This window comes from Protofrankia symbiont of Coriaria myrtifolia (genome assembly GCF_900634755.1).
Lineage (GTDB): Bacteria > Actinomycetota > Actinomycetes > Frankiales > Frankiaceae > Protofrankia > Protofrankia coriariae.
The window spans coordinates 1-14066 of record NZ_CAAAFS010000097.1; the positions used below are offsets into that span (position 1 = coordinate 1).

Annotated in this window: 13 protein-coding genes; 3 read left to right on the forward strand and 10 right to left on the reverse strand. The window is 71.1% G+C overall.

Annotated elements, in window-relative coordinates; translation table 11 throughout:
• The 3 genes from CM1CMNOD_RS05560 to CM1CMNOD_RS05570 all read right to left on the reverse strand — a co-directional run.
• Positions 1 to 235, reverse strand: a 235-nt coding sequence (locus CM1CMNOD_RS05560) for a HepT-like ribonuclease domain-containing protein (RefSeq protein WP_131773871.1), incomplete at its 3' end; no start/stop codon positions are given.
• Positions 225 to 536 carry a nucleotidyltransferase family protein gene (locus CM1CMNOD_RS05565; RefSeq protein WP_013872686.1) on the reverse strand — a complete coding sequence of 104 codons (312 nt, stop codon included), beginning with the start codon at positions 534 to 536 and terminating at the stop codon, positions 225 to 227. The genes CM1CMNOD_RS05565 and CM1CMNOD_RS05560, both read right to left, overlap by 11 nt.
• Before the next feature lie 272 nt (positions 537 to 808).
• Positions 809 to 2206, reverse strand: a complete 1398-nt coding sequence (locus CM1CMNOD_RS05570; RefSeq protein ID WP_013872687.1) for an 8-oxoguanine deaminase — start codon at positions 2204 to 2206, stop codon at positions 809 to 811.
• A gap of 310 nt (positions 2207 to 2516) precedes the next feature.
• On the opposite strand from CM1CMNOD_RS05570, the gene CM1CMNOD_RS05575 reads away from it, so the two are divergent.
• Positions 2517 to 3350, forward strand: a complete 834-nt coding sequence (locus CM1CMNOD_RS05575; protein ID WP_043605088.1) for a TrmH family RNA methyltransferase — start codon at positions 2517 to 2519, stop codon at positions 3348 to 3350.
• Positions 3351 to 3509: 159 nt separating this feature from the next.
• Here the strand turns inward: CM1CMNOD_RS05575 and speB are convergent, their stop codons facing one another.
• Both speB and CM1CMNOD_RS05585 read right to left on the reverse strand, forming a co-directional pair.
• The gene (gene speB, locus CM1CMNOD_RS05580) at positions 3510 to 4643 is read right to left on the reverse strand and encodes an agmatinase (RefSeq protein ID WP_013872689.1); all 1134 of its coding nucleotides are present in this window, start codon (positions 4641 to 4643) and stop codon (positions 3510 to 3512) included.
• Positions 4644 to 4931: 288 nt separating this feature from the next.
• Positions 4932 to 5531: a hypothetical protein gene (locus CM1CMNOD_RS05585; protein ID WP_013872690.1), complete on the reverse strand. Its 600-nt coding sequence runs from the start codon at positions 5529 to 5531 to the stop codon at positions 4932 to 4934.
• A gap of 430 nt (positions 5532 to 5961) precedes the next feature.
• Between CM1CMNOD_RS05585 and CM1CMNOD_RS05590 the strand changes: the two genes are divergently transcribed.
• Together CM1CMNOD_RS05590 and CM1CMNOD_RS05595 are read left to right on the forward strand one after the other, a co-directional pair.
• On the forward strand, positions 5962 to 7005 hold the full coding sequence (locus CM1CMNOD_RS05590; protein ID WP_131773872.1) for a hypothetical protein: 1044 nt from the start codon (positions 5962 to 5964) through the stop codon (positions 7003 to 7005).
• Positions 7006 to 7223: 218 nt separating this feature from the next.
• A complete protein-coding gene (locus tag CM1CMNOD_RS05595) occupies positions 7224 to 8567 on the forward strand; it encodes an ABC transporter substrate-binding protein (RefSeq protein ID WP_013872692.1) in 1344 nt (447 codons plus the stop codon).
• A gap of 73 nt (positions 8568 to 8640) precedes the next feature.
• On the opposite strand, the gene CM1CMNOD_RS05600 is transcribed toward CM1CMNOD_RS05595, so the two are convergent.
• The 5 genes from CM1CMNOD_RS05600 to CM1CMNOD_RS22830 all read right to left on the reverse strand — a co-directional run bounded on the left by CM1CMNOD_RS05600 (position 8641) and on the right by CM1CMNOD_RS22830 (position 13624).
• A complete protein-coding gene (locus CM1CMNOD_RS05600) occupies positions 8641 to 9327 on the reverse strand; it encodes an ABC transporter ATP-binding protein (protein ID WP_013872693.1) in 687 nt (228 codons plus the stop codon).
• Positions 9324 to 10088, reverse strand: a complete 765-nt coding sequence (locus CM1CMNOD_RS05605; RefSeq protein WP_013872694.1) for an ABC transporter ATP-binding protein — start codon at positions 10086 to 10088, stop codon at positions 9324 to 9326. Before CM1CMNOD_RS05605 ends, CM1CMNOD_RS05600 begins: the two co-directional genes overlap by 4 nt.
• 13 nt (positions 10089 to 10101) lie before the next feature.
• Complete coding sequence (locus CM1CMNOD_RS05610; protein ID WP_013872695.1) at positions 10102 to 12279, reverse strand: ABC transporter permease; 2178 nt, start codon at positions 12277 to 12279, stop codon at positions 10102 to 10104.
• 103 nt (positions 12280 to 12382) lie between these two features.
• Positions 12383 to 12913: a hypothetical protein gene (locus tag CM1CMNOD_RS05615; protein ID WP_013872696.1), complete on the reverse strand. Its 531-nt coding sequence runs from the start codon at positions 12911 to 12913 to the stop codon at positions 12383 to 12385.
• Between the two features lie 405 nt (positions 12914 to 13318).
• Entirely contained in the window at positions 13319 to 13624 is a 306-nt protein-coding gene (locus CM1CMNOD_RS22830; protein WP_013872697.1) for a hypothetical protein, read from the reverse strand.
• Positions 13625 to 14066: the final 442 nt, after the last annotated feature.

A 14066-nucleotide genomic window follows, 5' to 3' on the forward strand; every position in this document is an offset into this window, starting at 1 on the left:
CGTAACCGTGGATGAGGATGTTCCGAAAGGCGACGATACGAGGTAGCTCGGGTATGGGGGCGGCCTTGGACAGTTGGTTCAGCGCCTCTTCGATGATCTCGAACTGGCGCTCGACGGCCGCGCGGAGCATTGCGTTCGACAAATAGTCCGCCAACGACTGTCCCTGCGCGAAACCGCGGGCAAGACCGGCCGCGTGCACCGCGTCCCACAGGTATTTTCGGGGGTCAGGCCGCATACAGGGACTGCCTGGTACGCATAACCTGGTCGCGGAAGTAGGGGTTGCGGATGTTCGTGACGCTGACGACGTCGACCGCGCGTCCCAGTAGCCGTTCCAGGCCTTCCTTCAGGTCGAAACAGCTGCCGAAATAGTCGAACCCCGCCTGTGCGTCATCGAACTCGACCAGTACGTTGACGTCGCTGGAGCCCACGTCGAACGAGTCCCCGACGGCGGACCCGAACACGTCGAGACGTCGAACCTCGAGTCGCTGACACAGGGTTTCGATCTCCGAACGCTTCGTCTCGATGACCGGATGCACTGTCCACCTCCCGGATGAGATTCTGCCCCGCGAGCGCGGATGTCGACCGGGCGAACCGGTCACGGCCTGGGCGCACTGCTGTAACCAAGGTCATTTTGCTCTTTTTATACCAGATGGTCCGATTTCCGATAAAGCCGTCCGGCCTCCGAGGCCGGCCCCTGAGCGCCGCCGTGAACATCGTGAACGGAACGTGCCGGTTCAGCGGTCGCCGGCGTATCCGGCGCGGTGCCGGCGCCGGATACTGGGATTGTGGGGCCAGAGCGGGACGCCGGTCAGGGGTTTTGCTGGATGGCGGTGGCGATCGTGCGGTGGCGGCGGAGCATGTCGTCGAGGCCGTGGTGGACGGGGGCGGCATCCTCCACCACGGTTGCGCCGGCGACGACGGTGTGCCGGGCGGCTACCGGGCCGCAGCGCAGCCACGCCTCCACCGGGTCGGACAGGGCGCCGGCGAAGGCGATCCCGTCCAGCGGCCAGACGACCAGGTCACCGACCGCGCCGACGGACAGCTCACCGAGCTCGCCGGCCCGGCCGAGGCAGGCCGCGCCACCGCGGGTGGCGATCTCCAACGCGTCCCGGGCGGACATCGCGGACGCCCCGCCGCGCAGCCGTCCGAGCAGCATCGCCGTGCGCGCCTCCAGCCACAGCGAGGCGGCGTCCGCGGACGACGAGCCGTCGCAGCCGAGCCCGACCGGCACGCCGGCGGCCCGCAGTTGCGCGACCGGCGCCAGCCCGCCGCCGAGGATCATGTTGCTGCTCGGGCAGTGGGCGACCCCGGTGCCCCAGGCCCCGAGCCGGGCCACCTCGGCGGCGTTCGGGTGGATGCAGTGGGCGACCCAGGCGCGGTCGCCACCCCAGCCCAGGTCCTGGAAGTGCTCGACCGGGCGCCGGCCGTAGGCCGCCAGGCAGTAGTCGTCCTCCTGCGGGTCCTCGGCGAGATGGGTGTGCAGCCGCACGTCCAGCTTCTCGGCGAGCTCTGCGGTGGCCCACATCAGCTCGGGGCTGACGGAGAACGGTGAGCAGGGTGCCAACGCGATCCGCACCATCGCGCCGTGGGCGGGGTCGTGGTGGGCGGCGACGAGGGCCGCCGAGTCCGCGAGGATGTCGTCGGGATCCTGCACGACGGAGTCCGGCGGCAGCCCGCCATCCTTCACCGACAGTGACATCGATCCGCGGGTCGGGTGGAAGCGCATCCCGAGTTCGCGGGCGGCGGCGATCTCGGCCGCGATCAGGTCCCCGCCGCCGCGCGGGTGGACGTACAGGTGGTCGGTGGTGGTCGTGCAGCCGCCCAGCGCGAGCTCGGTCAGGCCGACGTGGGCGGAGACGTACACCGCCTCCTCGTCCAGGCGCGCCCACAGCGGGTAGAGCGTGCGCAGCCAGGCGAACAGCGAACCGGACACCGACGGCGCATACGACCGGGTGAGGTTCTGGAAGATGTGATGGTGGGTGTTCACCAGGCCCGGGGTGACCAGGCAACCGGTCGCAGCCAGCGTGCGCCGGGCCGGCGGGGGCGGGTCACCGGCCGCCCCGACCGCGCTGACCAGGCCGTCGGTCACCGCCACCCAGCCGCCGGGCAGCTCCCGGCGGCGGTCGTCCATGGTCGCCACCAGTTCGGCACCGCGGACGAGCAGGTCGACCGGCTGCGGGACGGAGGCCGGGACAGGCGCGGTCATGGGCCGATTCTGCCGCGCCGACGCCGCCCGACGGTTTCACCGCGGCGTCGGCACGGTGTCGTCCGCCGTGGCACCGCCGCGACGGACGCGGGCAGCCCGCCATGGCAACCCGCCATGGCAACCCGCCATGACGGATGCGGGCCGTTCGCGGTGGCGGATGTGACTGTCATGTCGGGTATGGCCGCCGTGTGCGTCGTCCCGGGTGTCATGGATGCTCCGGGAGTGGGATGGGCCTGTGCGCCTCGCGGAACGCGCGGATCGGTCGGACGCGCGGGCCGGTGGGGAGCTGAAGTCGGGAGATGGGAGCGGGTTGGACGTTATAGAGATCGACGATCCGGCGGATGAGCGGGTCCGTGACTATGTGGGGTTGACCGACGTGGCTCTGCGGCGGCGGCGGGAGCCGGCCGAGGGCCTGTTCATCGCCGAGGGCGAGATGGTCATCGAACGGGCCCGGCGGGCTGGTTACCGTCCGCGATCGTTGCTGGTGGGGCCGGCGAAGGTCGCGACCGTCCCGGCCGATCTGGAGCCGGGCGTCCCGGTCTACCTCGCAGGCCCGGACGTGCTCGCCACGATCACCGGGTTCCAGGTGCACCGCGGGGCGCTCGCGTCGATGTGCCGCCGCCCGCCGGCCCCGGCGGCGGACGTGCTGGCCACGGCGCGGCGGGTACTGGTCTGCGAGGACATCGTCAGCCACACCAACCTGGGCGCGATCTTCCGCTCGGCGGCCGGGCTCGGGATGGACGCGGTCCTGCTCAGCCCGTCGTGCGCCGACCCGCTGTACCGGCGGTCGGTGCGGGTGTCGATGGGGGAGGTGTTCGCCGTCCCGTATGCCCGTCTCGACCCGTGGCCGGCGGCGTTGTCCCTGCTGGTGAAGCACGGTTTCATGCTGGTCGCGCTCACGCCGTCGGCCACCGCCGTGCCGCTGGACGAGCTCGCGGTGAGCTCGTACGACCGGCTGGCCCTGCTGCTCGGCTCGGAGGGCCCGGGGCTGACCCGGGACGCCCTGGGCGTGGCCACCGTCCGGGTGCGGATCCCGATGGCGCACGGCGTGGACTCCCTCAACGTCGCCGCCACCGCGGCGATCGCCTGCTACGTGCTGGGCCGCGCGGTCACCGGGCGCGCGGGCAGCGCGGTAACCGCGTGACCGGACCGCGTCCCTGGCGGCCGGCCGCGCGCTCCTCGGGAGCCTCGCGGTTGTCAGGTGGCGCGGGAACGGAACGCGCGGGCGCGGGATGTGCGAGAGGCGCGGGCGCGGGATGTGCGAGAGGCGCGGGCACGGGGTGCCCCGCAGCCAGCCCCGTGGTCACGGACGCTGCGCGTGTGGGTCGTGGCCGGGCAGGCCGGGGGTTTCGCCGGCGGCGGCGCGCCGGCGGTGGGCGAGGGCGGCGAACACCTCGAGGGCGATCCGGTGGGCGTTGTTGACGGTGCTGTCGGCATGGTCGTAGGGGGGTGCGACCTCCACGATGTCCGCGGCGACCAGCGGGGTGTCCAGGGCGATCCGCCGGACGGCGCGCAGCAGGTCCGCGGGGGTCATCCCGCCGGGTTCCGGCGTGCCGGTGCCGGGCGCGAAGCCGGGGTCGAGCACGTCGATGTCCACGGACAGGTACAGCGCCCGGCAGCCGTCCACGGCCCGGGCGATCGCGTCGGTGACGACCGCGGGTGAGCCGCGTTCCCAGACCTCGTCCATCAGGTGCCAGCGCATGTCCTGCTTGCGCATCCAGTCGAACACGTCTGGTGGGGGCCAGTAGCCGCGTAGCCCCACCTGGACGAAGTTGCGCCCGCGTACCGCCCCGGACTCGATCAGCCGGCGCATCGGCGTCCCGTGCGAGGCGAGGTTGCCGTCGACGATATCGGCGGTGTCGGCGTGCGCGTCGAAGTGCAGCAGGCCGAGCTCCCCCCAGCCGACCGCTTCGGCGACTCCGGACGCCGCCGGCCAGGTGATGGAGTGGTCACCGCCGATGATCACAGGGATGATCCCGAGGCCGGCCACGCCGCCGACCTTCGCGCGGATGTTGCGGTGCGACGCCTCGGTCTGCCCGATCGGGCAACGGGCGTCCCCGGCGTCCACCACGTCCAGCCAGTCGAAGATCTCGACGCCGAGGTCGAGATGGTAGGTGCCGGGCTCGTAGGCGAGCGCGCGCAGGGCCCGCGGGCCGAAGCGGGCACCCGGCCGGTGCGTGGTCCCGATGTCGAACGGCGCGCCGATCACCGCGACGTCCGGGCGGTGGGCCGCGAGATCGTCGAGCGTCGGCATCCACGGGCGGTGGCAGAACGTCGCCAGGCCCTCGTATCCGGGCGTGTCGTCCGCGGGAACCGGCGCCTGGGACGCCGACATCGGGGGAATCGGCCCGGTGTGGGGGTGGTCGTCCTGTTCCCGTACCCGGGCGCCGCCGGTGCCTGCGCCGTGCCGGGCGAGCGGGTCGATCGGACCTGTCATCGCTCCTCCTCGCCCAGGGGGTTTCTGTCAGTGATGTGACTCAAGGTATTTATAGTCTTACTAATTGTACGCCTGTTCTGTCGCGACGATGTTTTCGGACATTCTCCCCCAATGAGTGCCAAAGGACCTAGTCGGGGCAAAAGCCTATGTCGATCTCTCCGGTTCGGCGTGTCGTGCCAGGGTGGGGCTCCGGGCTGCCGCGGTCGTCGCGCGTCGCGGACCGTTCCGGGAGTACTCCGGCATCACTCCGAAGTTGCTTTGGAGCCACCTTTGAGGTCACCTTTGGGGTCACTCCGTGGTACGGATGTGGACGGCATCCTCCTCCGGCGCGCCTGCCGGCCTGGCCCCGTCGCGGCCGCGGGCGTGGCCCCCGACAGGCCCGTGTACGACAAGTTCGGCCGTTGTCACCGTCCGTACGCCCTCGTCGTCGGTGAGCAGGGTCGGCGCGTCGTCCGGCTCTCCGTCGCCGTCAAGGGCGGCCGGCCGCTCGACGGCGTCATCGGCCGAGGAGTACACGTCGGCCGAGGAGTACACGTCGAACTCCAGGACCTCACCGGACTCCAGCCGGGCCGCCTCGTCGTACGGATCCGGCTCGGGCTGTTCCTGGGCGAGCAGCGAGTCCAGCGACTCGCCGGCACGTTGTTCCTGGGCGGTCGTGCCGAAGCGTTCACCCGGGCCGAAGCGGTCCGGCGGATCCCAGCCGTCATCAAGCGGGTCGAAACCGCGGTCGGTCGAGCCCAAGCCGTCGCTGTCGAGGCTTTCGGACTGTTCAAGCGGGCTTCCGTGCGTGTGGACGTAGCCGCTGTCGGGATAGTCTTTGTCGGGATAGCCGCTGTCCAGATAGCCGTTGTCGGCGCTGTTGTCACCCTCCGGGATCGGCTGCGTCATCGCTGCATCCTCCTGACCGGATCAGAGCTCTCGGGGTCTCGCCGGCCGATCCCCGATCGCAAAGGACGGGCCATGGCGGCCGGTCTTGTCGGTCAAGGCCATTCCCCTGACGGCCTGGGGCTAACGTCCGCCAGCCGCCCCGCGGCCCATGTACGCCAGCCGCCCGCGGCCATGTCCACCGGCCGCCCCGCGGCCAATGTCCACCGCCGCCCCGCGCCAGCATCCACTGCCGTTTCGCGGCTGATATCCACTGCCGTCCCGCGGCCAGCGCCCACCGCTGGCCGGCGGAGCCCCGGTCGGCCGCGTCGTCGCCGGTTTCGCGTCGGTCGCCTGCGGGAAGCGCCGGACACACTACGGTCGGACGACGGACGGTGAGGCGGAGCCACCCTGTTTGCAACCCCACCGTCGATGGCGTATAGTGTTCATGTTCGTGTCTACTGTTGCGGACCGCATTCTTGAGCGGCTGGCAAAGGCTCCGGCCGGCCTGGATGATGGGCAGTTGGCGGAAGCGCTCCAGGCGCGCCGCCAGACCGTGAACCAGGTCTGTCGGCGTCTGTCGGACAAGGGCCGTCTGCACCGTGCACCGGGCCCGAACGGCCGCATCGTCAACCGCCTGCTGCCGCAGCACGACGCCTACCCCAAATCTGTCCCGGCGCAGCCGGACGACGCATCCGCCCCGGCACAGCCGGACGACCAGGCCCGGTCGGGCTCCCAGGAGAGTGAACCGGCCGCGTCCGGCTCCGGGCCCGACGAGCGTCCGGATGCCGGTCCGGTCGCGCTCACGGAACCGGCACCGCCGCGGGACGAGGAACCGGAGGACGCGGAACCGGAGGACGAGGAAGGGGAAGCCGTCCGGACGCCGATCTCCGTCAGCGACGGAGCCGCGCCTGCCGAGGAAGCCAGCCCGGTCGAGGCGGCCGAGCCAGCCACGGCGGTCACGGCACCGGTTGCCGAGGAACCCGCGTCCGCCGACACGCGGCCCGCCGTCGAGGAGGCCACGGCGGACGGGACGGCCACGGTCACTCCGGTCGCGCAGGTGGCTGAGGTCGTGGAGGCGGACCAGATCGTGGCGGATGCCGGCGCGTCCGCCGAGGCTCCCGAACCCGTCGCGGCCACCCCGCCCGTGGCCGCCGACGACCAGGAGCCATCCGAGGCCGTGCCGGCGTCCGTTCCGGAGACAACCGGTGGGAAAGACGCCGACGCCGACGCCGACGCATCCGGGAGCCGGGCGCCTGCCGCCGCGGCCCCTGCCGCCGCGGCCCCTGGCAGCGCGGCCCCTGGCAGCGCGGCATCCGGCGGCGAAGCCCCGGGCGACACGACCCCGGGCGACGCGGTGCCAGCTGCCGCGGCCGCCAGGGACGCCCCGGAGCCTGCCGAGGGTGGCCCGGACGAGACCGTGGGAGAGCGGGACACCCAGGTGCCGCAGCCGGTCCCTTCGGCCTCGCGCCGGCGATGGTGGCGCCGGTTTCTGTGACACGCCAGGGGCCGTTGATCCGGGGAGCCGGCCGGGTGGACGGCCCCGATGGTGACGGCGCGGATCCGCTGTCCGGGCACGCCGCCCGGATGGACGTTTCCCAACGTTGCGTCGACGGCCGGGAAACGCTGTGACCTCCTGTCGGCAGTACGACGCGCGGGGGCCCAGTTGGCGCAATAGCGTCTTGGGTAACCAACGATCCCGGGGAGAGCATGCCTATGCGAGCGAGGTTGCTCGTCATCATTGCCGCGCTGTCCGCGCTCGTGCTTTCGGCCTGCGGAAGCAGGGTGGACGAGTCGAGCGCACCGCCGAGCGGTCCCACTCAGGCCAACACCGGGGCCAACACGGCGTCGGATACCGGGGTGACCACGAACGACGTCAAAGTTGGTGTGATCGTCGGTCTGACCAGCCCGCTGGGGTCGGAGACCTTCTCCACCTCCCTGTACGGCGCGAAGGCCTACTTCGACGCGCTCAACGCCGCCGGCGGTGTGAACGGCCGCAAGGTCACGCTCGTTCAGTGTGATGACCACGGCAGCGGGCCCGACAACACAGCCTGTGCGCGCAAGCTCGTCGACGACGAGAAGGTCTTCGCGCTGGCCGGGGTGTCAGCGTTCGACTACGCCGGGGCACAGTACCTGAACTCCAAGGGTGTGCCGGATGTCGGTGGCCAGCCGACCAGCAGCGCCTACGACCAGTACCCGCACCTGTATTCGATCTACGGTAGTTACTATCCGCGTGACGGCAGGCAGCCCGGCTACGACGGGAACCTCTACGCCGGCACCGAGAACTACCGGTGGCTCAAGGAGAACCTGAGCACCAGGGTCGCGGGCGTGGTCTATTACAACGTCGCGCCGTCCCAGCGTTACGCGCAGTCGGTTGCCGACGGCCTGCGCAGGGAGGGCTACACGGTCGTCGAAAAAGAGATCAATTACTTTGCCCCGAACTTCGACGCGGCCGTGCTGGACCTGAAGGCCCGCGGGGTCGATGTGATCTTCGATGCGATGGAGGACAACGGCAACCTGGCCCTGTGCAAGTCGATGCAGGCCCAGGGGCTGACGGTCAAGGCGAAGATGACCACGTCGCAGGGGTGGACCGACACCTTCGGCCAGGCCTTCGCGGACACCCCCAACTGCCGTGACGCCACCTACGCGACCAGTTCGACCCGCAACTACAACGACACGAACTACCCGGCGGTGGCCAGGTTCCGGGCGGACATGGCGAAATACCAGCCCGCGCGCGAGGGCAAACTGAGTATCTGGACCCTCGAGGGCTACGCGTCCGCCCAGTGGCTCACCGACGCGATCAGGTCGTGCGGCGCGAACGTCACCCGGGTGTGCGTCGAACAGTTCCTGAACCGCCCGCAGGATTACGACGGTGATGGTCTTCTCACTCCACGCAATTTCACCAAGCTCGCGACCCCCCCGGAGACCGACCGGAACTGCATCAACGTCGCCCGCTGGGAGATCTCGGCGAACGGCGGCAAGGGGGGTTGGGTGACCCAGGTCAGGGACATGAACACCAACTGCTTCACCGTCCCGAACCTGCCCTACCCGGCCGAGTGAGAACCCGGGAAAGACCTGTGTGAGCCCTGTGCCCGGCCCTGGTGAGCGTGACCGCCGGGGCCGGGAGAGGGGCTCAGACCGGCTCGGCGGAGACGGCCGGGTGCAGCTCCGCGGGATCCCCGACGAACGAGCACTCGCCCCGGTGCAGGACGTAGACGATGTCGGCGAGGCCGAGGGCGTCGTTGGTGTACTGGTCGGCGAGAACCACCGTCGTCCCGCCGAGCGCGACCGTCGCCAGCCAGGTGAACAGCTCACCGGCGACCTTGGGTGACAGGCCGAGGGAGAGCTCGTCGACCAGCAGCACCCTGGGCCGGGCCAGCAGAGCACGGGCCAGGGCGAGCATGCGCCGTTCGCCGCCGGAGAGCGTCCCGGCCCGTTGGCCGAGCCGCTCGCGCAGCCGGGGGAAGGCCTCCAGCGCCGGGGAGATGTCCCGTTGCCCGATCGCCTCCACCACCACCTGCAGGTTCTCCCGCACGGTGAGGGTGGCGAACACCGCGCGTTCGTCCGGGACGAACATCAGGCCCGAGCGGGCCCGCTCCAGGGCCGACATTCTGGTGATCGTCCTGCCCTGCCAGGTCAGGGAGCCCGACCGCAGCGGTAACACGCCGGCGAGTACCCGCAACGTGGTGCTCTTGCCCGCGCCGTTGACCCCGAGCAGCGCGGTGACCTTCCCCGCGGGGACCGCCAGGTCGAGCCCGTGCAGGACCTCGATGGTCCCGTAACCGGCGCGTGCGCCGGTCAGTGCCAGTTCAACGCTCATGCCAGCGGCCCCTGCGCGAGATAGACAGCCCGTACGGTCGGATCCTCGCGGACGGCAGCCGGTGTCCCCTCGGCGACGATACGCCCGCCCACCATCGCGTACACCTGGTCGGTGACGGAGAAGACCAGTTCGACGTCGTGATCCACCAGCAGGATGCCGACCCCCTCACCGGCGACCCGCCGCAGCAGCCCGGAGAGCCGTTCGGTCTCCTGCCCGTCCAGCCCGCTGGCCGGCTCGTCGAGCAGCAGGACGTCGGGCCGGGTGCACAGGGCACGCGCGAGCTCGACCAGGCGCAGCGCCCCGGTCGGCAGCGTTCCCGTGGTCGTGTCGGCGATGCCGGTGAGGTTGAGGGACTCCAGGGTGCGGGTCATCACCCGCCGGGTGCGGCTACTGCCGTGTGGCGTGTGCCCCAGCAGCCCGCCGATGTAGTCGCGATGCCTGTTCTCGGCGCCCACCAGCAGGTTGTCCATGACCGTCATGCTGGTGAACAGCGACGGCACCTGGAAGGTCTGGACGAGCCCGTGGCGGGCGCGGACGTCCGGGTGCATCCGGGTGATGTTGCGGCCGCCGAGGAAGACCTTGCCGCTGTCGGGCTTTTCCACCCCGGTGAGCAGGCTGAACAGCGTCGACTTGCCGGCCCCGTTCGGCCCGATCAGCCCGGTGACCTTGCCGGGCGCGACGGTGATGTCGACGTTGTCGACCGCAGTGAGCCCCCCATAGCGGCGCACCAGTCCGCGGCCGGTGAGCTCCGCGCGGCTCACTGCGTCCCCCCGCTCACTGCGTCCCCCCGCTCACGGTGTCCCTCCCGGAGGTGTGTACGACCTGCCGTACCCGGACGAGCAGCGCCTCCCCGAAGGGCGTCAGGACGGGGGATCCGCCGTCACCGGCCGGCTGCCGGTATGCCGCGGGCGAGACGGACGCTGCCGAGGCGGGGAGGACGAGCCTGCCGGACGCGGCGATGCTGGCGGCGGCGGCTGCCGAGGCGGACGTCGCGGCAGCCGCCCGTGCGGCGCCCGCGCCCGTCCCCGCGAGCCCGGCCCGGCCCGGTTCGGTAAGGTCCTCGACGATCCGGTGACCGAGGCGTGTCACCAGATGGCGGACGGCGGAGGCGAGACCGCCGGGCAGCCAGCCCAGGCTCAGCGCCAGGATGCCCACGGCCAGGGTGGCCGAGCCGGCCGGCGCGAGGGTGTCGATGGTGACGATGAAGCCGGCCGCGACCACCGCGCCCGCGGCGCTGTCGGCGCCGAACACGACGACCGCGGTGAACCAGAGCAGGCTGTTCAGCGGGGAGAAGGCGTCCGCGTCGAACGAGGCGTAGCTGAGCATCAGCAGGGCGCCGCCCAGCCCGGCCACGGCGGCGGAGACGGTGAAGGACAGCAGCTTGAGGTTGCGCACGTCCACGCCCACCGCAGCCGCGCCCTCCGGGTGGTCACGCACGGCCAGCAGCGCCCGGCCGAGACGTCCTTCGTGCAGGTTGCGCACGACGAGCAGGCCGAGCCCCAGACAGAGCAGCTCCACCACGTAGAACCAGCGGTCGGACAGCGTGTGCCCGGCGACGGACAGCGGCGCGACGTGCAGTCCCGAGACGAACGTCTGCTGCTGGAAGACGAAGCGGGACATCACCGCCCCGACCGCGAACGTGGTGAGGGCGAGCGCCAGCCCGCGCCGCCGGATGGCGGGGTACCCGGTGAGCAGGCCCACCGGGGCGACCAGCAGCGCGCCGACCAGCGGGGCGGCAAGGGCCGGCAGCGCGGGCAGCCCGAACAGGTCGCCGTCGGCGAGCTTGGCGGACAGCAGCGCGCCGAGTCCGGCGTAGCCGGCGACGCCAAGGGAGATCTGCCCGCTGTAACCGGTGACGATCACCAGGGACAGGAAGATCAGGGCGAGCGCCGGCACGATGAACGCGTCGCGCAGGTTGATGGGCGCGAAGGTGAGCGGGGCCGCCAGCAGCACGGCGCCGGCGAGTTTGCCGAGGACGTCCCGGCGCTGCTCGGTGAGGCTCGCCCGGTACGTCTGCGGCGCGCCGCGGCTGGAGAACCGGCCGGTGGAGCCCGCGTCCCCACCGAGCTCGCGCAGCCGGGGGAGGACCAGCAGCAGCACCAGCAGCGCGGCCACGAACAGGTTGGACTGCACGGCCAGATACAGGGCGCTGAACTCGCCCGTCACCTGGAACTGGCTCAGCTCGCTCTGCAGGATGCCGATGGCCAGGGCGGTGAGCACCGCGCCCGGCAGGCTGGCCAGCCGGGCGGCCACGACCACCGCGAACGTCTCCAGTACCAGCAGGGTGAGCCCGTACGGGGTGAGCTGCAGGCGGGGCGCGAGCAGGATGCCGGTGAAGCCTGCGAGGGTGGTGCCGACGGCCCAGCCGGCCGCGGCCACCCTGTCGGCCGGGATGGCGGACAGCTCGGCGAGCCGGCGGTCGTCGACGACGGCCCGGACCTGCCGGCCGAAACGGGTACGGGTCGTGATCAGGCCGAGGGTCACGCACACGGCGACGACCAGAGCCAGCTCGGCGAGCGCGTCGACACCGATGCGGCTGCCCCCGGGCAGCCCGACCGTCTGCTCCGGGAACAGGCTCGGCGCGTCGTTACGGGACCCCAGACCCCAGATCCCGGCTGTCATCCCGACGGTGAGCACGAGCACGCCAAGGCTCGCCACCAGCGACTCGGCCGCGGACGCGCGCCGGCGGGCCAGCGGGCGGAAGACGAACCGTTCGAGCACGATGCCGATCAGCGGTGAGACGACCGCGAGGGAGAGCAGCGCCGCGACCGGGACCGGCAGCTGCCAGTCGACGACCATCGCGCGGAAGACGTAGGCCACCAGGGCAGCGATGCCACCCTGGGCGATGTTGAGGACACCGTTGGTCCGGTAGGTCACCAGCAGGCCGATACCGGAGAGCGCGGCGATCGCTCCGATGGAGACCCCGGCGAATGCCAGATCGATGCTTCTCATCCGGCCCACCCCCAGGGCGCGGCAGCGGCACGGTCATGCTGTTTCCGGCCCGCCGCCGGCCCGGGGAGCACAGCAGGTCCGCGCCCGACGCGGCAGGCTCGTCTCACGCGGCGATCTTTGGTTCGCAGATCGTGCAGGGTGTCAGGCCGCGGGCGGCGATCTGGGCGGAGTCCACCGGCTGCGCCGGCTTGCTGGCGATCATTTCGCAGCTGCGGCGGTGGTAGGTCCGGCCGGCGGGCACGGCGAACAGGCCGCCGTCGTTCTGGCCGCCGGCCGCCTGATCCGCCACCGTCGTGACGGCGGGCGCCGGCACTGAGGCCGCGGCGACGATCAGCGTGTGCAGCTCCTCGACCTGGCGGTCGAGCCGTCCCCGTCCCTTGGCGGCGGCGTCGATCTGGTCGGCTACCAGCAGCGCGCTGCCGAGGAAGACGAGCGCGAGTCCGCCGAGCCCACCGGAGACGAAGTAGGGGAGCTGACGGCCGGGGTCGGTCTCCGCGGACACACCGAGATAACAGCCGAACAGCAGAACACCGCCGGTGACCGCTATGAGCCAGCCGCGTACAGCACGTAGTATGCCGACGACTACTCGAGGTGTCGGCCGGGGGTGCTGACCACCCGCAGGCTGTGTGTCCACCCTGTGTCTCTCCCCCAAAGGCGCTGCGGCTGTGGCGACTGCCCGACAGACGTCAGCTGCGGCGACTGCCCGACAGGTGTCGGCTGTGGCGACCGCCCGACAGATGTCGGTTCCGGCGCGGGCGACCTGCCCCGATCAGCGTAGGTCAGCTTAGTGCCCAGCATGAATGCCTGCTGCGTCGACTGTGCCGAGGGTGCCTGCGATGGCTGGCTGCTGGTTCGTGGTGCGTGTGGTTCGTGTGGCTCGTGATGCGTGGCCGCCTTGTGCGGGCCCTCGTGCGGGCATCCGCACCCGGGCGTGGGGCCTTTCGCCGGTCAGATGGATGGTTGGTGGATGACGTCACGGGGCCGCCCATCCGGATGACCGGGTGTCACCGCGGTGATGTCCGGGTACGGATGAACGGAGTCAGACAGGTCGTCGTTGCTGAGGCGGGGCAAGTGTGAGCATGGCAGGACTTCTCATGGTACATCCGTGAATGCTACCGATGTCGTCAATGTCATAGTCCTGCCCGATCTGTTGCCAATGGGTGAACTCGCAGCGTTCCGCCCACAGCCGCCGGCCGACCCGGTTGCGGCGGTCCTCGACCTCCAGCGGCCCGAGCACCCCGCCCAGCGCCGCCTGCAGGTGGGCCCAGTCGTGCGCGGCGTCCCAGGTCGCGAACGATCCCAGATGCTCCCCGTCGTAGTCGTAGACATGATATGGACGACCCACGGGCGTCTCCTTCACTGATCTGGATGCCTCCGGGCGCGCCGAAGGCCGTGTTCCCGTATTTTTCGTGTCCCCGTGTTTTTCGTGTGCGCATCCAGGCCCGCGAGGTTACGTTATGTCCAGGTTCGAGAGAACCATCGGTCTCGTCCAAGGACGACGGGTCATAGCCGCAAGGACGACGGGTCTGTGGCCGGCGCCGGACGTTGGTGGCCAGCGGACTGTGTCGCTCGAGCTTCGACACGAAGCCGCGACGTTGAAGCTCCGAACCGGGCGCTGGAGGGGCCGCCATGGCCCTACCGCAGGTCCATGATGCCCGTCCATGGTGCCGTGGGACCCCGGAACGCGGCAACCCGCCCCACGAGTCGCTGTAAGTAGCGATGTAATGATGTATTTGTCACCATGGGTCCGTCCGGCTGAGTCCGGCTGAGGCAGGGATGCCGAGGGG